The sequence below is a fragment of the Streptomyces sp. NPDC001507 genome, assembly GCF_042894765.1.
Lineage (GTDB): Bacteria > Actinomycetota > Actinomycetes > Streptomycetales > Streptomycetaceae > Streptomyces.
Genome location: NZ_JBIAVV010000001.1, coordinates 1208544 through 1228536, shown reverse-complemented (window position 1 = coordinate 1228536; position 19993 = coordinate 1208544). Strand labels below are relative to the sequence as shown.

The window sequence follows — 19993 nt, the reverse complement described above, 5'->3', positions numbered from 1 at the left end:
GTCCGGCCGGCACCCGGGGGCCGGGGATCCTGTGCCCGACACCCGAATCCGGGACGGTTCCCCGTATCCGCACCGGGGATACCGCGTGTCCACCACCGACGCGCACCGCATCGGTGCGCACTGCACGGCGGTGGTGTGGACCCGCTGCCCCAGTCCGCACTGGCACGCGAGCAGCTGTTCATGGATGCGGGGCAGCTCGTCGCCAGCCGCAGCCCAGCCGACCTGCCTGCCTTCTGCGCCGCCGTCGTGGAGCAGTTTGCCCGGGCCGCACCACCCCACGCCCGGCTGATCCGGCGGCCTGGTCGCACGCGGTGGGAGCAGGCGGTGCACGGTGGAAGTGGGCCCGCTGGGCCCGCTCTCCACCCCACGGGCCGGTCAGCCGTGGCGGTCGCCTCCGTACGGCCGCCGGTTCGTGGCGTCGGCCCCGAGCGGGGCGGCCGTTCGGGTGGGTCCATGCCGCTGCCCGTCCGTGGGCACGGTGGCGTCCCGGGTGCCACCCCGTCTCCTGAGCGTCCAAGCGGGGGAGAGAATCCCTAGCGTCGGAACATCGAGCCCCGCCGTCACATGTCGGGCCGGACCCTGAGGTACCCCGCAGCGAGCCACGACCCCGAATCGTCGTCCCGCCCCCTGTCCTCGCAGACCGACCGCCGGTGCCACTTTTCGACCCGCTGGGCGCAGGCGGGGCGACCGGGCGAACAGCCACTCTGGGGCCTGTCGGGACCGCTCGGCGGTCCGTCGGCAGAAGGAGTCCCATGACCGAGCAGGCCCGCAGGGCCATTGCCACGTCCTCGACGTACCAGGAGGCCGAACCTGCCGTCGATCACCTCGCCGACCAGGGATTTCCCCTTCAGAAGGTGGCGATCACCGGTCAGGACTTGCGCCTTGTCCAACAGGTGCTCGGGCGAATGGGGTACGGCGAGGCCGCCCTCCACGGCGCAGCCACCGGAGCGCTGCCCGGCGTACTCGTCGGCTGGCTCTTCGGGCTGCTGAACTGGCTGAATCCGGTCGTCTCCGGTCTGCTCCTCGCCCTGTACGGGCTGATCTTCGGAGCGGTCGTCGGCGCGCTGCTCGGTGTGCTCCTGCACGCGGCCCGGGGCGGCCGCCGGAACTTCGCATCGGTCCGCTCGATCGAGCCCAGCCGCCACGACGTCGTGGCCGACGAGGACGCCGTCGACGACGCCGTCCAGCTGGTCGCCGGGCCGGACAGCGGGGCCGGCGCGAACCCGGAGAGCCCCTCCTCCAGGGGCCGCCGCCCGCGCAGCGGCTCGGTGAAGCGGGTAGCCCCCGCGCCCGGTGAGGGCGCGATGGCCATCCACTTCGTGCACCGACACCTGGGGCACTCGGCCGTACCCGGCACCACAGGCGCGTCAGCTGTCACGGGCCACTCGGACGTCTCCCCACGCATACGTCACAAAGAGTCCGCATGGCTCGCATGACGAATGGCGGACGACGAGATCACGAGAAGGAAGAAGGAGGCGATGGCGATGGCGATGGCCATGCCCGTCCGGCGCCACCGTGGTGGCGGCCTGCAGGAAAGGCCAGTCTGGGCACCCACCCCTGTCAATCCCCTGGTCGAGTTCGACGACCTGCTCAACCAGATGAGCGGCCTGCTGGAGTCCACGGTGGGCGCGGCACCCGCGGTTGCGTGGACGCCTCTTGCGGACGTGTCGGAGTCCGAGGACGCGTTCCACATAGAGATCGAACTCCCCGGCGTGAAGAGCAAGGACATTGACGTGGAGGCCAACGGTCCCGAACTCGTGGTCACCGGAGAGATCAAGGAGCGGGAGCGCAAGGGTGTGCTGCGCCGCAGCACCCGCCGCGTCGGAGCCTTCGAGTACCGTTTGCGGCTGCCCGGGGAATTGGACTCGGACAAGGTCAAGGCCGAGATACAGGACGGAGTGCTCAGCATCACCGTCCCCAAGGCCGACGTCGCGAAGCCGCGACACGTCGAGATCACCGAGACGAGTGAGAGTACCGAGAGCAGCGGCTGAGACGCGGGCGCCGCGGTTCCGGGCACCCATCCGGATTGCGGCCGGGCCGGCGAGACTCGACACCACTCACGGCGGCGGAGACGCGCTACGTGGATCCCCACCGGCTTCCTTTCGGCGCCGCGGAGGCCAAGTGCGCAGCAGCCGAAGGGGTAGCAGAACCAGCGGTGCTCGTCGGCCCGTGCCCGCCAGATCTCGCGGTCGAATGCCCGTGCGCAACGCTCCGCGTCTGGGCCGTGGGATATCGCTTGCTTCCCTCCTGTTGGAGAACACTGCCCGTCCACTCACCGCTGAGGAAACCGAGGCAGCCCGACACAACGAGCCCGCGTCACAGGATGCACGAGACCGCCTCCGGCCGGCGCGCATCCGGCAGGCCACACACGAGAGGGAACTGCCGACCGTTCCTGAGCACCGGGGGCTTCCGCCGTCCCCTGCGTGAAGTCCGTACGGCACTCCTTGCGAACGGCAGCTACGCACCGGCGGGCGGACCCGGTCGGCCCGCCGGCGCACCTGACGACCCCCCTCGATCAACGGTGACCGGGGCGTGCAGAAGGAAGGCAGCTATGAAATACGACGGATTCCTCGCCCGTGTGCGCGAGCGAGGCGAATACAACGACCAAGACGAAGCCGCGGACGTCACCAACGCAGTGCTGGAAGTCCTGGCCCAACGGATCAGCCCGGGAGAGGTCAAGGACCTCGCATCCCAGCTGCCCGGCCCACTGCGACAAGTTCTCGACCACGCCGCGCCGCAGCAGGAGCGAGGCTTCGGGATCGAAGAGTTCTACCGCCGGGTCGCCGAACGCACCCATGCCCGGCCGCGTACCGCGCAGTGGGACGCCAGCGCGGTCCTGACCACCGTTGCCGACACCGTCACCGGTGGAGAACTGAATCAGATCATCAGCCAACTCCCCTCCAGTTACGCGGTCCTGTTCGGCAAGGCCGACCTCGGGGACTGAGCCCGTGAGGCGCCCGGAACGAAAGGGCCACGAAAGAAGGTTGATACAGGTTTCTCCTCTTTCGACACCATGCTGGACAAGGCCAACCCGGCTCCTCAAGGACGTCGAGGAGGCCTTCGCAGCTCGACAAGCTGATGCGCCGCATGCGACAACCCGGCGCCTTCTCCCGTCACTCGGCGAACCTTCCCGCCGGCAAGACCCTCGCGTCATAGCGGACCGAGGACTCCACCATCGCGGACCCACCCGGAACTCCCTGATCACCCTGGAGTGGGACGGCCGCACGGAGAACGTCGTACTCGCCCCGGTCGGAACCGGCAAGTCACACTTCATCGAGGGTTTGGCCCTGGCCGCGATCGAGAAGGACCCGCGGGTGGCCTGGTTCAGTCGTGGGATCCTCGCCGCCGCGATCGGCAAGTCGAAGGGCGACGGCTCCACCGCCCGCACGGTCTTCCGGATCTGCGGGGCCGATCTGATTGCCATCCGCGATATCGGCCTGCTTCCGGTCGGCGGGGACGCCGCCGAGGCGACTACCGAATCGTCGACGCCGCCTAGCGGAACACCGCTGGCCACAGGCATGGATTTCTGATGGCCACCAGCACGGACACCCGGCGGCAGCCCACCTGGGCATCTCCAAGGGCGTCGCACCGGCGCAGGCGGGCGTTCAGGGCCGCAACGCGGCACGGACGGGGACAGCGAACCCTCCTGGACGCCGCCGGCCTCCCCGCCGTACTCGTCCACGCGACGACACGCAGGCGACTCGTGCTGTCGGGAGAGCACGCTCCTCAGGTGCAAAAGGGCACGACCTGGTGCACTCACACCTGACTGTTGATCCTTTTTTAGTGTTGCTGGATTATCTTTCGGCTGATCAAAGATCGACGTCAGCTGAAGGACGGTCACGGTGAAAAAGCGCAGGAACCGGGGCAGGCTGTACCGGTCAGTGACAGGGGCGGTCGCAGTAGGCCTGGCGGTGGGCGGTTGCGGCGCCGGTGGCGGTTCCGGTGATGTCGCCCGCGCCTCCCGGCCCGCCGTACCGAACGGCGCCGTCAGTACCGCGCCCGCCATGTCCGACTCCGCGGCGACCTGGCGCAAGTGGGGCCTGACTCCACTGCCCGCTGCCCCGCGGCCGCCGGCCGAGAAGCCGGTTCGGCTCTCGGCTACCGGAACCGTTCCGGTCTTCACCCGCATACCGACCACGCAGAAGGTCGTCTTCATCACGATGGACGACGGGCAGGAGAAGGACCCCGCCTTCATCCGGATGCTGCGGGACCTGAGGGTCCCGATCACGATGTTCCTGATGAACGACGCCGTCAAATCGGACTACGCGTACTTCCGGCCGCTGCAGGCACTGGGCAACCACATCCAGAACCACACCCTGCACCACCCCGTGATGAGCACCCTCCCGCTGGCCCGCCAGAAGGAAGAGGTGTGCGGCGACCAGAAGGTCCTCACCAAGGAGTACGGCACCGCGCCGCTGCTCTTCCGCCCGCCCTACGGGGCGTACAACACCAACACCAAGATCGCGGTCGGAGAGTGCGGACCCCGCGCGATCGTGTGGTGGCGGGAGTCCATGCAGATCCGCACCATGCAGTACCAGTCAGCGGACAGGAAGCTGCACCCCGGAGACATCATCCTGGCCCACTTCCGCGGCCCGTCCGAGCTCAAGGGCACCACGATGACGCAGATGTTCGCCAACCTGCTCCGGCGCATCCATGAACAGGGCTTCGCCGTGGCCCGCCTTGAGGACTACATCCAGCCGCCGACCAGGTGAACCGGCAGGTGACCCCGCTGACGTCGTCGTACAGCTCCGGGCCCATGGGAGATGCCGTCGCGGGGCATCGTCGACAGCTGGCGGGCCGTCCTCAGTGACGGTCGCAGGTATCGCGCAGGTAGCCGTCGTGACCGGCCGGTGTGACGTCCAGGTCACGCCGGACGACGCTGATCCGGTCGCCCCAGCCCGCGCAGGCCTTCCTCAGGCCCTTCTCGGTGTATTCGACGACGATGACGTGGTCGCCGAACGCGTCGACGTAGGACCCGCATTCGTCGTACTGCCCGCATTCCTCCACCACCGCGAAGTCGAGGCCGACCCGCTTGCGGTCCTTGGCGAGTTCGAGGGTGTTCTTCTGGGCGATGGCAAGGTGCCGGGAGTGTGCGTGGCGGGTGAGCAGGGTCTGGAACGCCTCGGCGTCGGCTGCGGTCAGCAGTCCGTGCGGGGCGCGGGTGTAGCTGTCGTAGTTGTCCGGCTCGACGGCGTCGAATCCCTTGTCGGCGCACTCGTCGATCCAGTCGTCCACCTTCTTCGCGATCCGCGTGCGCTTGGCCGGGGTTCTGATGTCGAGCATCGCCTCGCCCCAGTCCTCGTCCATGACGACCTTCCCGGCGGCGTCCCGCAGCAGGAGGTCGGCGTCCCACTCCTGCTCCGCGTCGGGCTGGGCCTGGAACGCGTTGACGTAGCAGATGTTGTACAGGCCCGCGGCGGGCGACGCCGTGTGGTCGCGGGAGACCACGGAGACGCCCTTCGGCGGGGTGTAGGCGCCGCCGAGCTGGTAGTCGACGCCGGCATGGACGGGCGGTGTGGAGACTTTCGCCCTCGGGGCTTTCGAGGCGCTGCCCGTTGCAGTGGTGGTGCCCGTTTCGGAGGTGGTGCCCGTGTCGTTTGTGGTGCTGGAGCAGCCTGCTGTGAGGGAGGCTGTGGCCAGGACGACAGCGACAGCGACGGCGCGGGGGACGGCGGCGCGGCTGGAGTCTGCCGGGGACTTGCGCATGACGGCCTGTTTCTGGACGGGAGAGCATGCCCCGCCTCGGACGCGCGTGGTCCTGGCGACTGGGGCCGGGCTGACGGGTCGAAGGCCCGTGTCACCGGCTGGGAATGCCATGGTTCCGCGGACCGCGACGGTGCTGGGCAGTCCGACACCGTGACGATATCAAGCCGTCGCAACCCGCTTGTGCCGCGTGCGGGCCGGACCGGGCCGAGGGCGGCCGGCCGCGGCGTGGGGTGCGGTCAGACGACGCGTCGGGGCATGGCCGTGGCCGCGGGTCGGACGACGCGTGGAGGCCGGTCGCTGTTCCCGGAACGGACGACGCACACGGCAGCGGGTGGAGAGCAAGGTGACGCCGTGTGGATCCGGTCGGGGCAGGCTCCGCTGCCCCGACGTGTGGACCTTGCGCCGCTCGACGCGGCTCTTCGTCAGCCCAGTCCGCGGGCGTCCTGCTTCAGAGCCGTGTCGACCGTCAGCGCGGTGGCGACGACCAGACTCCGCAACGGCTCGGGGAGTTGCTGGTGGATCTGGAGGACGTAGTTGTCCGCCGTGGTGAACATGGTCTTGGCAAGGCCCTCCCAGGTCTTGGTGATCCGGGCCACCTCGGTGCCTGCCTGGTCGACGACGGCGAAGTTCCAGGCGCGCCAGTTCTCCCCCTTGATGGCGCCGATCTGGGTCCCACCGGCGTTGATGGCGAAGTTGATCTTCCCGAAGACGTTCTGCTGGACCAGCTCGCCCACCGGTTCTCCGTCCGGACGGGTGACGATCACCCGGGACTTGAATATCTTCGCGGGACGGGTCAGTCGCAGCACCGGCTGCCCCTGGGCGTCCCGGATCTCCAGCTTGTGGGTGAAGTACTGGTCCCAGTCGCTGATGAAGCGTACGACCTTGCGCAGCGCGCTCTGCCCGACCTCGGCCACGGACCCGAGCTGGTTGCCGTGCTGGTCCATGACCTTGTACTCGTTGGTCAGCTCTATGAGTTTGGCCTTCTGGTTCACGACCAGAACCGGTTCGGTGAAGAGGGTGCCGCCGCCGGGACCGCTCGGGGCGATCCCGGCCTGCTGCTGCACCTGCCGGCTGACCTTCGGGTCAGGAGTGTTCGATTGTTTGGTCACTGCGGCAAGTTACCCCCCGGGGGCCGCGTCCCGGCCCGCCGCGTGCCGTCTCGTGGCCACACCGTGACGAATCGCGGGCCGTCGACTTCGACCGCACCGGCTTCGACCGCACTGACTTCGGTCGCACTGGCTTCGGTCGCACTGCCTTCGGTCGCACTGCCTTCGGTCGCATCGGCGCAGCCCGACAGAGCGAACGCGCCAGAGGCGTTCGCCGTCGACAGGCCACCTCAGGCAGCCGGCAGCGCGCACGGCCCGACGCGGGGCACCGGAGCAGACCTACGATGCTCACAGTGATCCTCTGGGTGATCCCGAATACCTCCAGAGGGCCGGACAGCCGTCGGCCCTGCGGGTGAGCCGGAGCAAAACGACGGACGCAACGACTGACATGGCGGTGATTCTGTGCTCTCGCGTGTAGCCCTGGTCGGCGTCGGCCGTATGGGGACGCCTCTGTGCGGACGCTTCGTTACGGCGGGGCACGTGGTCACGGCCTTCGATCTGCGTCCCGAGCGGGAAGAAGCGGTGCGCTCGTTGGGCGCCGACTGGGCGTCGTCCGTCACCGCGGCCGCGGCCGGTGCGGACGTACTGGTCACCGTCGTGCCTGGGCCCGACGAGGCCGAGGCGGCACTTCAGGACGCCGTGCTCTCCGTCCTGGCTTCCGGGGCGGTATGGATAGACATGACGAGCAACGCCCCCGCGGTGGCGGAGGTGTTGCGGGAACGAGCGCGTGCCCATGGCGTCGACGTCCTCGAAGCACCCGTCGGTGGCAGCCCCGACGATGCCGAACAGGGGCGTCTCAGGCTGTTCGTGGGCGGTTCTCCCGAAGTCCTCGACCGGTACAGGCCCCTGTTGGAGGCCGTGACGACTTCGGACCGGATCAGTCACATGGGCGGCCCGGGAACCGGCTACACGACGAAGCTCCTCATCAACCTGCTCTGGTTCGGGCAGGCCGCGGCGACCGCCGAGGCACTTCTGCTGGGCCGCCGAGCGGGCATCGACCTCGGCGTCCTGCGCGACACACTCGCCGACAGCGCGGCCGGGAGCGACTTCATCCGCAGGGACCTGTCGGCCCTGTTCGCCGGGAACTACCTCCCTTCCTACGGACTCGACCGCATCCGCGACCAGCTCGAGGTCATCACGGGTGAGGCCCGCGACCTCGGCACCCCGCACGCGATCGCCGACGCCGTACTGCGCCTCCACCGGCGGGCCCTGGAACGCTTCGGACCCGCGAACGGCGAACTTCTCGCCGTAGCCCTCCTGGAGGAGGTCGCCGGCACCTTGCTGCGCCCTTGACCGGTCGGGAGGCCGAAAGGCCTGCGCGGCTACCCCGCGGGGGGAAGAGCCGGTCGGGGGCGGTTGCGTAGGTAGGGGCTGGAGCGGGTGGCGTCTCCGGCGTCGTGGACGGTCCGGGTGAGCCAGGGGGAACTCCTGGTTCACGCCAGAGCAGGGCGGATCAACTTCGTTGGCCTGACGGCGCGTTGACAGCGGACGGGATCGGCGCGACGGTGAGGGTTCCCGTTGGGTCCCGAGAACGGAGGTCGCCACTTGGCCGGTTCGTCAGCACCTCGCTCGGACACCGATCTCGTCGAACGCGTACGCGCGCTCCACCCCCTCGTCCGCTCTCACGCCCTGCGTGCGGAGCAGCAAGGGCGAGTCGCCGAGGAGGTCGTCGAGGCTCTCGCGGGGGCCGGGATCCACCGGATGAACGTTCCCCGCCGCCATGGGGGTTACCAGAGCTCGCTGCGGACGCAGGTCGACGCGCTGAGCGAGGTCTCCGCCGCCTGCGGATCGGCCGGGTTCATGGCGTTGATCCAGGCCGGGTGCGCGTTCATCGCGGCCCTGTTCCCCGACCAGGCACAGGACGAGATCTTCACCCATCCCGATGTACGGGTGGGTGGCACGCTCATCCCAGGCTCGAAGGCCGTTGCGGTGGACGGCGGTTATGTGGTGAGCGGGAACTCTCCCTTCGCGACCGGCTGTCAGGACGCCGACTGGCATCTGCTGACCGCGTCGGCGGACACCGGGCAGGGGCCGCCGGAGATGCTGTGGCTGGCGATCCCCATGACCGATCTCAAGGTCCTGGACGACTGGAACGTCTCGGGCCTGGCCGGGAGCGGCAGCAACACCGTTATCGCGCAGGAGGTTCACGTACCCTCCCATCGCGTACTGCCGGTCGGGCCGTTGCTGGCGGGCGCGATTCCGTCGGAGCGCAACGGTGCCGACCCCTTCTACCACATGCCGGTGCTGCTGCTGTTCTGCGCCTGGACGGCCGCGAACGCCCTCGGTCTGGCGCGGGCGGCTCTGACGGAGTTCGGGGAACGCATTCACCAGCGCGGGATCACGTACACCCTCTACGAGCGCCAGCACGAGGCCCCGGTGACGCATCTCCAGTTCGCCGAGGCCGCGATGAAGGTCTCCTCCGCGGAACTGCTCGCCGCCGACTTCGTGGGGCTGATCGAATCCCGGGTGGCCGACGCAGCGTCCTACACGACCCAGGAGCGGTCCCGGATCAGGGCGCAGTGCGGGTATCTGGCGCGGTTGTGCAAGGAGGCCGCGGACCTGGTCGGATCCGCCTCGGGTGCCTCGTCCCTGCACCGGGAGGTGCCGATCCAGCGGATCGTGCGGGACCTGAACGCCCTGAACCTGCATTCGTTCGTCAATCCCGCCGCCAACCTGGAGCTGTACGGGAGGGTGCTCTCAGGGCTCGACGCCGGGACGCCTTTCCTCTAATACCCGGTCCCTGCGGGACGGGTCTCGCTGCGGGCGAGGGGACGCGCCTGACTGATCGTCTCGGAACGACGTCCTTGGTCCGACGATCGTGCGAGGATCCGTCACCGGCTGGGTGGTCGAGGACGGAGGCGGGTCGTGACGCAGTGGCAGCTTCTGCAGGGGGATGTCCTGCTCGGTGAGCTGGATGAGTACGGCTGTGACCAGCCCTTCTTCTTGGCGCGCTTCGTGCCGGGGCCGGGATGGGAGAACGTGAGGTTCGTGTTCGAGGCTTTAACAGCTCTCCGGGGTCCGGATCCAGATGGGTCTAGGACTGCTGCAGTGCTGAAGCCGCTGCTCGACTTGGACCTCATGCTGGTTCCGGTCGGCGGCGGGCGGTCCTTACTGCGGGTAGTCAAGGACTGCTGGCTGCGCATCGACGGGTCCGAGGCTCGCCTTCGTTACTGACTCGGAGAGCGGTGACTCTTCTGGAGTCGTCGCAGGCAGATCACGCCGCAAGCCAGTTCCAGCAAGCCCTGGTCGAGGTCTGCGCGACGCTCGTTACGCATCCGGAGCCGTTTGAACTGGTGCAGCCGGCCGAAGGCGCGCTCGGGCATCCACCGGACCTTGCCCGGGCCGCTTCCGTGAGTGACGCCGCGTCGGCGACCATCGGCTTGATGCCGCCCTTCCACTGCAGGCGGCGGTACTTGTCGAAGTCGTAGCCTCGCGCGACGCATGGCGTTCACCGGTTTGCCGAAGCAGGGCGGGCTCAGCCCGGTGAACGGCCCTGTCCAGACACCTCGGGGCTCTAACGCGTCAAGTTCTCGTCGGTGACTCCGTGGTTTCCCCAGCGGTTCCACAGCGTGTGGTGCCAGTCGTGGGCATCAGGGTCAGGGAGTGTGACCAGCGGTACGGGTCCTGGGCTGGTCTCGATCAGGTGCAGCAGTGACCATGCGACGCCGTAGCACTCGTCGGGGCCGAAGCAGGTTGCCAGGGCTTGCGCCTCGTCGGGTGTGACGGGCGCGGAGATGGATTCGAGTTGTCTGACTCGTCGGTCGATCTCCTGCTCGTCGGCGTTCCCGTCGGGGAGGGGGCCGTCGGCTATGAATGCTTGGACTTCGCGTCTCATCTGGGAATGATCTACTGCGTTCGCGACCTGAGCAAAGTGCGTTGCCGACAGGTCAGGCAGCAGTCGTCTCGGTCACCGAGGGTGGTGTGAGGAAGGCGACCAGCTCGTCGAACCGTTCGCCGTGCTGGAGGCGCTGGTAGAGCTGTCCGATCATGCGATTGACGACGTCCCGGTACGGTGCCGGCTCAAGGCACGGGTCAGCTGCCTGTTGGCTGCACGGACGGCTTCGAGTTCCAGCATGGCGATGCGTCGCTGGAGTTGGTCGGCCTGCAGGGAGGCTCGTGTGACAGCAGCCCGTCGGCCCTCCGGAACAGGCGTGGCGGCGGCAGCGTGGACGCGTTCGAGCAGATCACGGTGACGGTTGAGGAAGCTGCGATCGACTCGGGCGGCGCGCGCGAGGCCGGAGACGGTGATGTTGCCTCTAACTCGCTCCGCACTCTGGGCAATTCACCGTCCGGGCAGCCTGGACCGACTCGGTCCTCGCCCTCGTCCGTCGCAGCCGGCGCCAGTGCCGCGAGCGGCAAGCCGACGAACAGAACGCCGCGGTCGCCTTCGCCGACGGCTTCAGCGGACCACCGCATCCGCGACACATCCCGGCCCCGCATCGTCTTCCGTGACCACGATCAGCCGCAGCCGGGGAACACCGTCCCTGCCCATCCTGGTCAGGCGAGGTCAGTCAGGTCCTCCGCGAACACGTGCGACAGCGGTTGCGGTCCCACGTACTGCTGGCAGTTGCATCGGCCAGCCTCGTAGCGCAGCGGTCTCTTGTTCTCATCCCAGGCCGTTGGCACTTCGACGCGTTCGTGGCACTGGCCTTGCTTGTCGTGCTTAGCGAGATGGTGCGTGCATCCACACACCGGCTCCGGCGGCTTGTGCGCCGCTTCGATGGCCAACCGTTCCTGCTTCGCCGCCTCCAGCAACTGCAACTTGCGCTCATGCCGGTTGCGCAGTGCGGTACGGACGTTTTCGGCTGCCCACGCGAAGCCACCCGTCCAGAAGATGATGAGAACCCACCAGAACCAGTCCACCAGCCGCCCCTTCCCCCTGTCCTGCTGTGGGCCAGCATAGAGTGCTCATCCCAGGCGCTTGGTCTCGCCATGCAGACACAGCTTCTCAGCTCACCGGCACAGGGGCCCTGTTGGTTCGAGAAGGGAAGGACCCGGCGAGACCCACCGGTAAGTCCCCCACACCGCGCGCTGCCCGCCAGACGCCGGGCCGAGGCGGAGATCACGCTGCGCGTCGCCGGACTTACTGATCGTTTCACAATGCGGCGCGTAGCCGTCTCAAGCAGACTATGGCGCAGGCGAGTTGAAGCATTCCCTGGTGGAGGTCGGCGCGTCTCTCGAAGCGGATACGCAGGCGCTTGAACTGGTGCAGCCACGCGAAGGTTCTCTCTACCGCCCAACGGGTCTTGCCCAGGCCGGAGCCGTGCGGGGCGCCGCGTCGGGCGACTTCGGGACGATGCCGCGGGCCCACAGGAGTCGGCGGTACTTGTGGAAGTCGTAGCCTCGGTCGGCGTACGGGCGCTTCGGCCTGTGGCGCGGACGGCCACGTCGGCCCCGGATGCGCGGAATCGCTTCCAGAAGCGGGATGAGCCGGGTGACGTCGTGCCGGTTGCCGCCGGTCAGCGAGACGGCAAGCGGGGTGCCGTGGCGGTCGACGATGACGTGGGCTTGCTGCCGGGACGGCTGCGGTCGACCGGCGAAGGCCCCGGCCTCGGTCCAGTCTCGCAGTCGCCGCCAGCAGGTGACACCGGAGCAGTCGATGCGTTCGGACGGGACGTCTGCCCAGGACACGCCCCTGTGCAGGACATACATGGTCCCGGCCAGCGCAGTTCGGTCGTCGACGGGCTTCCGTCCGGGAAACCGGTGACGCCGCGGCGGCCGGGCCGGAGTCAGCGGTGCTGTCCGCTCCCACAGGTCATCGGACACAAGATCGCCATTCACGCGGGAAGCGTGCCGGAACAAAGCGGTGAGGAGGCCGAATCAGCCCGGCACACTCGCCCGATGAGCCACGGCACAACGCCGGGCAGCTGGGACGGACCCTGGTACCGCGTCCACACAGCGCAGTTCGAGGCCAGGTTCCTGCCGAATGCCGGCGAGGACTTGGAGTCCGTGGACAACGTCGACGTCTTCGTGGACCTCAAGGACGGCTCCCGGTGGAGCGCGACCATCATCACCCTCGCTCAGGTCGAGATCCTCATGAAGCGATGGGCTGTCAGTGGGGAAGCCCTCGCGGGCCGCTACTTCTGGTGCTCGGACGGGCTCATCGTCCGCGATGCCGGCGTCAGCAACATGACCCAGGTCCTCACCGGTCTGATCCAGAACGGCGAGTTCACACAGATCCTTCAACGCCTCGACGACTGACAGGTTCCCGCTCTGTGATCACCCGGAGGGCTCGTGCCTGCGGTCCCAGCATGCCTTTCGGAACCCCTGTGGGACCACTTCGCCGCTCTGCTGCCGTGCGGAAGGGATACGCCAAGAGCCATCCGCTGGTTGCCACCGGCGACGGATTTCAGACCGGACCGTCTTCGGGTACATCGTGCTCGCACTGGTCCACGGCTCCCGCTACGCGTCGTGGACTTCCACCTCCACCTTGCCGCACTCTCGTCACGCTCCGCATGCTCATCCGACGCTCGACGAGCCGCTACCGCTGGGACGGCCGCCCCACCACCCGACGCCTCAAGTGATCCATCTGCCGGTCGGCCTCAGCCCCAGTTCTGCAGTTGCTGGAGCAGGTCGGCGTCGCCCTCGATCCGCAGCGAGCCGACCGGGATGCGCATGTACATGAGCAGGGCCATCTCGCTCGTCGTGCCGTAGATGGCGGCGGTGGGCTTGCTCTCGGCAGGCTCCGCCGCGGTGAGGCGGGTGAAGCGGGAACCGGCGGCGTCCACCGTCTGGCGCCAGGAGCCGGCGTCGGCTGCGTGGTAGTCCATAGTGGCGGGCTCGCCCGGCCACGGGACCGTGACGGTGCAGACGGTGGCGAGGAACTCCTCGATGGCGTCGACCGCCTCGGTCGTCGGCAGCTCCTGCGGGTTACCGGAGGCCAGCTGGGCGTCGTAGGTGTGGATCAGCGATTCCGGGACGCGGCGGCGGGCCACGGCGGCCACCGTGTGCGGCGAGGCCAGCGGCTCCCACCAGGCCCAGCAGCCCCGGTCCGGGCCGGCCTCGCGCAGAGCAGTGAGCAGTTGCTCCGTCGAGTCGGCCAGCCAGGTTATGAGGGCCTCGCGCTCCCTGGGCGCCGCCAGTCCGTCCTTGCTCGGCCGTTCGTCGCCCGGCGCGGTGTTCAGCACGATGTAGGCCCAGAAGCGGTCCCCCTCACTGAGGTGGTTCGCCAGGTCGTACAGCGTCCAGCCCGGGCAGGACGGGACGTCGGCGTCGAGGCTGGGGGCCGCGGCGACGGCGGCGCGGAACGCGGCGGAACGCTCGTCAATCATCCGCAGCAGGGTGGGGAAGTAGAGATGATCAGTCACGCGGACCTTGTATCACCCGGACCGGAACTCTCGCACTCGATTAAGACCGACCGGCAGATGGATCACTTGAGGCGTCGGGTAGTGGGGTGGCCGTCCCAGCGGTACCGGCTCGTCGAGCGTCGGATGAGCATGCCGAGCGTGACGAGAGTCGCGGCAAGGTGGAGGTAGAACTCGACGACCGCGCCGTTCCTCTCGGTGCGGCGCCGGAGCTTGCCGTAGCCGTTCATCCACGAGTGCGCCCGTTCCACGGTCCACCGCTTGCCGGCCTGGATCGGGGCGGGTACACCCTTGCGGGCGATCTCACCGGTGAAGCCCAACTCCCCGAGCAGAGTGCGGGACTTGTTGTTGTCGTAGCCCCGGTCGAGGTTGACGTTCACATCCTCGGGCACGGGTCCCACCTGTCCGATGGCCACTTCGAGGGTCGGGCCGAGGAGAGGTGGGTCGTGGCGGTTGGCCCCTGCGGCGACCAGGCCGAGCGGACGCCGCACGCGTCGGAGGCGAGCGAGCGCTTCAGGCCCTGCTTCCCGCGGTCGACCGGGGACCGGCCTGCGCACTCGCCGCCGCACGGGGCCTTGGTGATGCAGCCGTCGACGGATATCTCGGACAGCTCCGGGCCGATCATGCGGTCGTACGCCTGGAGCGCGATGGTGTGGACGGCCTCGGAAATGCCAAGCGCGGCCCACTCTTTGAGCCGTCGGCGGATGGTGCGGTCGGAGCATCCGGGACTGGACAGGCTCTCGTAACCCTGGCCGTGGACCAGCGCGAGCACCACGTGTTCGAACACGGTCCGGTCGGGGATTCTGCGGCGGTGGCAGCCGAGCGGGTGCCCCGCGGCGAACTCCGGCCGTGTGGGTAGGAGTGCGGCGAACTGGTCCCAGAGGGGTTCGAGCAGACAAGATGGCAGCGCGGGCACGGCTGTCCTTCGTGATCACTGAGCGTGAAAACTCCGTGATCACGTGGACCCGTGCCCGTTCTGCCGCCCGGGCCACCTCGCCGACACCTATTGCCGGTCGCTCCTATGGAGTCCGCACCCGCTTCCGGGTGCGGACCGGCCTCCCCGTCTCGGCACTTACGGCACCGAGCGGGAGGAGGCCCTGGCGAGGGACTTGCCGGGCCGGAGTGTCGACGTACGGTCGGCGTCGCGCGCCCCGAGCGTCCTCCCGGGCGCCGGCAACCGGGGGCGGTCACTGCACCGGCATCCCTCCGACCACGCCAACGGCCCGTCCGGTGAGGGACGCCGGCACCTGGGGCAGGAGGCCTTGTCGCGGCACGTATGGCGGCCGAGGCGGTGTCACGCGGGTCCGGGGGCTCCAGTGTCGTGGCCAGGGACGGCGCGCAGTGCGATGTCCACGGTGGCGTGGAGTGCCGCACGTCCCGCGCCTGCGGTCGCGTGGACGGCGTTGCCCTCGCTGACGACCATGACGTAGCGAGCCAGCGCGCTGGGATCGGTGTCCGCGGGCAGGTCGCCCTCCGCGACGGCGCGGGCCAGCCGATCGGCCAGCGCCCGTTCGCCGGCCAGACGGCTCTCGGCGAGGAACGCGGCGATATGGCCGTTGTCGCCGCCTTCGGCGAGGCCGCCCTGGACGGAGAGGCATCCGGGCGGGCGGTCGGCGCGGGTGAGCGCGTCCGCGTTGGCCCGCAGGAAGGCCTCGATGACGGCGTACGCGGTGGGCCGGGTGAGTGCGTCTCGGGCATAGGCCATGTCCGCCTCGGCGTACCTGGCCACGGCGCGGCGGAACAGCTCCTCCTTGTTGCCGTAGGCCGCGTACATGCTGGTCCGGTTGATGCCCATGGCTTCGGTGAGGTCGCTCAGCGACGCGCCCTCGTATCCCTGGCGCCAGAAGACCTCCACCGCGCGGTCCAGTGCCGCGTCGGCGTCGAAGCCCCGAGGCCTGCCTCGTTCGGCCATGCACACCCCCGCTCCAAGCCGTCCCCTAAATCTTAACCGGACGGTACGGAAATAACCGGGAGGTCCCTCCCGTTATTCGGTATCGAACGGTACGGAAATGGAGTGGTCGTCGTGGAACAGCGCGGCGGGCGTCCCGGCCGGACCGGGCGCGTGTCCGATCCACGGACAAGCAACCCCACACAAGGAGAAACGATCATGGGACAGCTCGACGGCAGGACCGCCCTCGTCACCGGGGCCACCTCGGGCATCGGCCTGGCCGCCGCCCGGCGGCTCGCAGCGGCGGGCGCGCACGTGTTCCTCACCGGGCGCCGGCAGGAAGCCCTGGACGATGCGGTGGCCTCGATCGGCGACCGGGCCACCGGGGTCCGTGCCGACGTCGCCGACCTCGCCGATCTCGACCGGCTGTTCGCCGTTGTCGCCGAGCGCGGCGGCCTGGACATCGTGTTCGCCAATGCGGGCGGCGGAGAGTTCGCGGCACTGCCCGACGTCACCTGGGAGCACTACGCCGAGACGTTCAACACCAATGTCGGCGGCACCCTGTTCACCGTGCAGAAGGCGCTGCCGCTCCTCAGGACGGGCTCCTCGGTCATTGTGACCAGTTCCAACATCGACACCAAGGGGGCCGCGTCGTTCGGCGTCTACGCCGCCAGCAAGGCCGCCCTCCGCTCGCTCACCCGCAGCTGGGCCGCCGAACTCGTCACCCGTGGCATCCGCGTCAACAGCATCGCCCCGGGCCCGATCGAGACCCCTGGCCTCAGCGGCCTGGCCGGCGACCCCGGTTCCGCCGAGCAGCTGCTCAAGGGACTCGCCGCCGGGGTACCGATGAACCGGCTCGGGCGCCCCGAGGAGATCGCCGAGACCGTACTGTTCCTCGCATCCGACGCCAGCAGCTACATGACCGGCGCCGAGATCTACGTGGACGGCGGCGCCAGCCAGATCTGACCGGTCCGCCGGCCCGGAAACCGGCTCCCCATCCCTCCCCGACCCGACCGGGGCGGCCGGCCGCGACCAGCGGCGGCCGGCCGTCCCGGCAACACCCTCTGAGGAGAACACCATGAACACCGTGACCGAGCTGCTCGCCGCGAACCTGCACGAAGTGTTCGGCAACCGCGACCCCGACAGCCGCCGCGCGGCCATCGAACGGATCTACACCGAGGACGTCGTGTTCACCGACCCGGAAGGCGTCAGCACCGGCTGGGACGCGCTTGAGGAGAAGGCCCGCGCGCTGCTCGACAAGGTGCCGCCGGAGTTCGGCTTCACCGAGGAGGGCCGCCGCTACGCCGGACCGCACGACGGCGCCCTCGCCTGGGCGTTCGGCCCCGCGGGCGAACCGGCCGCACGCGGCATCGACATCATCACCGTCCGGGACGGCAGGATCGCCACCCTGCTCACTTTGTTCACCGCCTGAGCGGAAGCGACCGCCTGAGCGGAAGCGCCCGTTGCGGGGAACGGTCCCGCAACGGGCCGCGCACAGGGGCCCGTCCGATGTCCGCGCTCTCAGGACGGAGGGGGGTTGATCTCCTGTTCGGCCCAGACCGTCTTGCCCCTGGACGAGTTGCGGGTGCCCCGCCGGCCGGCGAGCTGTGCGACGAGGAAGAGACCGCGCCCGCCCTCGTCCGTCGGACGGGCGTGGCGCAGACGAGGGACGGAGTCGCTGGTGTCCGTCACCTCGATCACCAGCACCTCGTGCCGGATGAGGCGAAGGGTGATGGGACCGGCGCCGTGGCGCACGGCGTTGGTGACCAGCTCGCTGACGATGAGTTCGGTGGTGGCGACCAGGCCCTCCAGTCCCCATCCGGTCAACTGGGCCGTGGCCAGGGCCCGGGCGTGCGCGACCACGACCGGATCGCTCGGCAGGTCCCAGGTGGCCAACTGCGACGGCAGGAGCGATCGGGGCCGTGCCAGGAGCAGCGTGGCGTCGTCTTCCAGGGCCCGGGACGGCAGGGTGTCGAACGCTGCCGTGCAGAGTTCGGCCAGGGGGCGGGCCGGCCGGGCGAGGGCGGTTCCGAGCCGTCGTATCCCCGCGTCGATGTCCTGATCCCGGGTCTCCACCAGACCGTCGGTGTAGAAGGCGATCACGCAGCCCTCGGGCAGGTCCACCTCCACGGACTCGAAGGAGGCCGGTCCGACACCGAGCGGCAGACCGGCGGGCAGGTCGGGGACGGACATGCCGCCTCGCGGCGAGATGATCACGGGCGGCGGGTGACCCGCGCGGGCCATCGTGCAGCGGCGGGTGGCCGGGTCGTACACGGCGTACAGGCAGGTGGCGCCCGACTCCGCGGCGGCGCGTTCCGGGATGTCGCTGTCCTCCACGCCGAGGCGGGAGATGGTGTCGTCGAGGTGGGACAGCAGTTCGTCCGGGCACAGGTCCAGGTTGGCGAGGGTGTGCACCGCAGCCCGGAGCCGGCCCATGGTCGCCGCCGCGTTGATGCCGTGGCCGACCACGTCGCCCACGACCAGGGCCACCCGCGCGCCGGACAGCGGGATGACGTCGAACCAGTCGCCGCCCACGCCGTGTTCCGTGTCGGCGGGAAGGTAGCGGGACGCCACCTCGACGGCCGCCCCGCCGAGCAGCCTGCCCGGCAGCAGGTTGCGCTGGAGGGCGAGGGCGGCGGTGCGTTCGCGTACGTACCGGCGGGCGTTGTCGAGGGACAGGGCGGCACGCGCGACGAGTTCCTCGGCCAGCCGCAGGTCGTCCGTCTCGAAGGGCACGGAGTCGCCCATGCGCAGGAAGACGGCGACGCCCAGCACCGCGCCGCGCGCGTGGATCGGCACGATCATCAGCGAGTGCATGCCGTACCTGCGTACTTTCTCCAACCGTTCCCGGTCCTGGTCCAGCCAGGCGCCCCGCGCGGTGCTCAGCACCGGTTCGAGATGTGATTCGCCCGAGACCAGGACCTCCGTGAAGGGGGAAGGAGCCGGCACGGACACGGTTTCTCCGCGCGCGAAGAGCGACTCCGGTGCGCCGTCGTGGACCGAGGCGACCCCCGCCCGGCGGAACGCGGGCACGCGGCCGTTCGCCGCGCCGAGCCGGGCCAGGGAGTCCTCGCCCTCCGCGACGGTCTCCGCCAGGTCGACGGTGACGTAGTCGGCGATGCGGGCCACGGCGAGGTCGGCGAGTTCCTGACCGGTATTCATCACCTCCAGCGTGGTGCCGATCCGGGTGCTGGCCTCGCTGAGCACGGCCAGGCGCTCGCGGGCCCGCTGCCGGTCGGTCACGTCGACGCTCATGACGCACACCCCCAACGTGCGCCCGTCGGCGTCGTCGAGGCGGAAGAACGAGGTCGAGAACGCGTGCTCCTGCTGTGGCCGCGCCGGCCTCCACGCGCGGTACTCATGGTCGACCTGCGGCTTCCCGCTCCGCAGGACCTGTCGCATCACCGCCTCGACCGACTCGGCCTCGGGTCCCGGCAGCACCTCTGTCAGCCGGCGCCCGAGTCTCTTCTCGCGCGGTATGCCGTCCTGCAGCGCCAGCGCGTCGTTGACCCAGGTGCACCGCAGGTCGGTGTCGCGAACGGCGATGCCGACCGGCGCCCCGGTGAGCAGAGCCCGCACACCGGCGCCGTTCATCGGCCACGAGGGAACGGCCGTCATCTCGGTCGCGGTGACCAGCCAGCGCACCCCGCCGTCGCGCTCGGTGAGGGGATGGGCCCGCAGGTACACGTCCCGCGGGGGTCCGTCGCCGCGGCGGAGGCCGACGATCCCGGACCAGCCGACTTCCCGGCGGCTCAGGTCGGTGAAAACGGGCGCGCTCGGGACCACCTCCGGGTCCGCCAGGAGCCGTCCGGCGAAGCGCCCGATCGCGTCGTCGGCGACGACGCCACTGAGGCGCTCCGCCTCCGGGCTCCACGCGACCACCACTCCGTGCGCGTCCACCACCGCCATCGCGGGGCCTGCCGACTGCCCGGCTTCCCGTCCGGCCTCCGGCATCGTGTTCCTGGCTCCGGCCATCGGCGCCGTCCCTC

18 protein-coding genes and 4 pseudogenes are annotated in these 19993 nt (G+C 69.6%); 12 read left to right on the top strand and 10 right to left on the bottom strand.

Annotated elements, in window-relative coordinates; translation table 11 throughout:
• Positions 1-752: 752 nt before the first annotated feature.
• The 5 genes from ACFY0K_RS05450 (at position 753) to ACFY0K_RS05430 (ending at position 4712) form a co-directional block, all read left to right on the top strand.
• The gene (locus ACFY0K_RS05450; RefSeq protein WP_390638702.1) at positions 753-1436 is read left to right on the top strand and encodes a general stress protein; all 684 of its coding nucleotides are present in this window, start codon (positions 753-755) and stop codon (positions 1434-1436) included.
• Between the two features lie 54 nt (positions 1437-1490).
• Complete coding sequence (locus tag ACFY0K_RS05445; protein ID WP_390638855.1) at positions 1491-1991, top strand: Hsp20/alpha crystallin family protein; 501 nt, start codon at positions 1491-1493, stop codon at positions 1989-1991.
• A 560-nt stretch (positions 1992-2551) separates the two neighbouring features.
• Positions 2552-2944 carry a DUF2267 domain-containing protein gene (locus tag ACFY0K_RS05440; RefSeq protein ID WP_390638701.1) on the top strand — a complete coding sequence of 131 codons (393 nt, stop codon included), beginning with the start codon at positions 2552-2554 and terminating at the stop codon, positions 2942-2944.
• Between the two features lie 4 nt (positions 2945-2948).
• Positions 2949-3530: an ATP-binding protein gene (locus ACFY0K_RS05435; RefSeq protein WP_390638700.1), complete on the top strand. Its 582-nt coding sequence runs from the start codon at positions 2949-2951 to the stop codon at positions 3528-3530.
• A gap of 474 nt (positions 3531-4004) precedes the next feature.
• The gene (locus ACFY0K_RS05430) at positions 4005-4712 is read left to right on the top strand and encodes a polysaccharide deacetylase family protein (protein WP_390638699.1); all 708 of its coding nucleotides are present in this window, start codon (positions 4005-4007) and stop codon (positions 4710-4712) included.
• 91 nt (positions 4713-4803) lie between these two features.
• Here ACFY0K_RS05430 and ACFY0K_RS05425 read toward each other — a convergent pair whose 3' ends face one another.
• Both ACFY0K_RS05425 and ACFY0K_RS05420 read right to left on the bottom strand, forming a co-directional pair.
• On the bottom strand, positions 4804-5706 hold the full coding sequence (locus tag ACFY0K_RS05425) for an endo alpha-1,4 polygalactosaminidase (RefSeq protein ID WP_390638698.1): 903 nt from the start codon (positions 5704-5706) through the stop codon (positions 4804-4806).
• 422 nt (positions 5707-6128) lie between these two features.
• Positions 6129-6815 (bottom strand): LURP-one-related/scramblase family protein, encoded by a 687-nt coding sequence (locus ACFY0K_RS05420; protein WP_390638697.1) that lies wholly within the window; start codon positions 6813-6815, stop codon positions 6129-6131.
• 399 nt (positions 6816-7214) lie between these two features.
• On the opposite strand from ACFY0K_RS05420, the gene ACFY0K_RS05415 reads away from it, so the two are divergent.
• The 3 genes from ACFY0K_RS05415 to ACFY0K_RS05405 all read left to right on the top strand — a co-directional run bounded on the left by ACFY0K_RS05415 (position 7215) and on the right by ACFY0K_RS05405 (position 9986).
• Entirely contained in the window at positions 7215-8105 is an 891-nt protein-coding gene (locus tag ACFY0K_RS05415; protein ID WP_390638696.1) for an NAD(P)-dependent oxidoreductase, read from the top strand.
• 225 nt (positions 8106-8330) lie between these two features.
• Entirely contained in the window at positions 8331-9542 is a 1212-nt protein-coding gene (locus tag ACFY0K_RS05410) for an acyl-CoA dehydrogenase family protein (protein WP_390638695.1), read from the top strand.
• Positions 9543-9677: 135 nt separating this feature from the next.
• Positions 9678-9986: a hypothetical protein gene (locus tag ACFY0K_RS05405; protein ID WP_388720093.1), complete on the top strand. Its 309-nt coding sequence runs from the start codon at positions 9678-9680 to the stop codon at positions 9984-9986.
• On the opposite strand, the pseudogene ACFY0K_RS05400 reads toward ACFY0K_RS05405, so the two are convergent.
• The 4 genes and pseudogenes from ACFY0K_RS05400 to ACFY0K_RS05385 all read right to left on the bottom strand — a co-directional run.
• A pseudogene (locus ACFY0K_RS05400) lies at positions 9980-10245 on the bottom strand (IS5/IS1182 family transposase); the annotation flags it as partial. The gene ACFY0K_RS05405 and the pseudogene ACFY0K_RS05400 sit on opposite strands and share 7 nt — an antisense overlap.
• 81 nt (positions 10246-10326) lie before the next feature.
• Positions 10327-10647 carry a hypothetical protein gene (locus tag ACFY0K_RS05395; RefSeq protein ID WP_390638694.1) on the bottom strand — a complete coding sequence of 107 codons (321 nt, stop codon included), beginning with the start codon at positions 10645-10647 and terminating at the stop codon, positions 10327-10329.
• A gap of 662 nt (positions 10648-11309) precedes the next feature.
• A complete protein-coding gene (locus ACFY0K_RS05390; RefSeq protein WP_351960756.1) occupies positions 11310-11675 on the bottom strand; it encodes a hypothetical protein in 366 nt (121 codons plus the stop codon).
• Between the two features lie 232 nt (positions 11676-11907).
• Positions 11908-12593 (bottom strand): annotated as a pseudogene (locus tag ACFY0K_RS05385) (IS5 family transposase).
• 60 nt (positions 12594-12653) lie between these two features.
• On the opposite strand from ACFY0K_RS05385, the gene ACFY0K_RS05380 reads away from it, so the two are divergent.
• Positions 12654-13013, top strand: coding sequence for a hypothetical protein (locus tag ACFY0K_RS05380; RefSeq protein WP_390638693.1), 360 nt, complete (start codon positions 12654-12656; stop codon positions 13011-13013).
• Between the two features lie 204 nt (positions 13014-13217).
• Positions 13218-13336: pseudogene (locus ACFY0K_RS05375) on the top strand (IS5/IS1182 family transposase); the annotation flags it as partial.
• Positions 13337-13354: 18 nt separating this feature from the next.
• On the opposite strand, the gene ACFY0K_RS05370 reads toward ACFY0K_RS05375, so the two are convergent.
• From ACFY0K_RS05370 to ACFY0K_RS05360, 3 genes and pseudogenes are all read right to left on the bottom strand, one after another.
• The gene (locus ACFY0K_RS05370) at positions 13355-14119 is read right to left on the bottom strand and encodes a maleylpyruvate isomerase family mycothiol-dependent enzyme (protein WP_390638692.1); all 765 of its coding nucleotides are present in this window, start codon (positions 14117-14119) and stop codon (positions 13355-13357) included.
• Between the two features lie 62 nt (positions 14120-14181).
• A pseudogene (locus ACFY0K_RS05365) lies at positions 14182-15032 on the bottom strand (IS5 family transposase).
• A 378-nt stretch (positions 15033-15410) separates the two neighbouring features.
• On the bottom strand, positions 15411-16028 hold the full coding sequence (locus ACFY0K_RS05360) for a TetR/AcrR family transcriptional regulator (protein ID WP_390638691.1): 618 nt from the start codon (positions 16026-16028) through the stop codon (positions 15411-15413).
• Positions 16029-16223: 195 nt separating this feature from the next.
• Between ACFY0K_RS05360 and ACFY0K_RS05355 the strand changes: the two genes are divergently transcribed.
• A complete protein-coding gene (locus ACFY0K_RS05355; protein ID WP_390638690.1) occupies positions 16224-16970 on the top strand; it encodes an SDR family NAD(P)-dependent oxidoreductase in 747 nt (248 codons plus the stop codon).
• A 112-nt stretch (positions 16971-17082) separates the two neighbouring features.
• Positions 17083-17436 carry a nuclear transport factor 2 family protein gene (locus tag ACFY0K_RS05350; RefSeq protein WP_388720101.1) on the top strand — a complete coding sequence of 118 codons (354 nt, stop codon included), beginning with the start codon at positions 17083-17085 and terminating at the stop codon, positions 17434-17436.
• Positions 17437-17525: 89 nt separating this feature from the next.
• Here the strand turns inward: ACFY0K_RS05350 and ACFY0K_RS05345 are convergent, their stop codons facing one another.
• Positions 17526-19979 (bottom strand): SpoIIE family protein phosphatase, encoded by a 2454-nt coding sequence (locus ACFY0K_RS05345; protein ID WP_390638689.1) that lies wholly within the window; start codon positions 19977-19979, stop codon positions 17526-17528.
• Positions 19980-19993: the final 14 nt, after the last annotated feature.

Bases quoted from the DNA above. Each gene is read 5' to 3' on its own strand.
- ACFY0K_RS05440 (WP_390638701.1), top strand. From the start codon at position 2,552: ATGAAATACGACGGATTCCTCGCCCGTGTGCGCGAGCGAGGCGAATAC.
- ACFY0K_RS05355 (WP_390638690.1), top strand. From the start codon at position 16,224: ATGGGACAGCTCGACGGCAGGACCGCCCTCGTCACCGGGGCCACCTCG.
- ACFY0K_RS05425 (WP_390638698.1), bottom strand. From the start codon at position 5,706: ATGCGCAAGTCCCCGGCAGACTCCAGCCGCGCCGCCGTCCCCCGCGCC.
- ACFY0K_RS05380 (WP_390638693.1), top strand. From the start codon at position 12,654: ATGAGCCACGGCACAACGCCGGGCAGCTGGGACGGACCCTGGTACCGC.
- ACFY0K_RS05445 (WP_390638855.1), top strand. From the start codon at position 1,491: ATGGCCATGCCCGTCCGGCGCCACCGTGGTGGCGGCCTGCAGGAAAGG.
- ACFY0K_RS05350 (WP_388720101.1), top strand. From the start codon at position 17,083: ATGAACACCGTGACCGAGCTGCTCGCCGCGAACCTGCACGAAGTGTTC.
- ACFY0K_RS05345 (WP_390638689.1), bottom strand. From the start codon at position 19,979: ATGGCCGGAGCCAGGAACACGATGCCGGAGGCCGGACGGGAAGCCGGG.
- ACFY0K_RS05395 (WP_390638694.1), bottom strand. From the start codon at position 10,647: ATGAGACGCGAAGTCCAAGCATTCATAGCCGACGGCCCCCTCCCCGAC.
- ACFY0K_RS05450 (WP_390638702.1), top strand. From the start codon at position 753: ATGACCGAGCAGGCCCGCAGGGCCATTGCCACGTCCTCGACGTACCAG.
- ACFY0K_RS05360 (WP_390638691.1), bottom strand. From the start codon at position 16,028: ATGGCCGAACGAGGCAGGCCTCGGGGCTTCGACGCCGACGCGGCACTG.
- ACFY0K_RS05430 (WP_390638699.1), top strand. From the start codon at position 4,005: ATGTCCGACTCCGCGGCGACCTGGCGCAAGTGGGGCCTGACTCCACTG.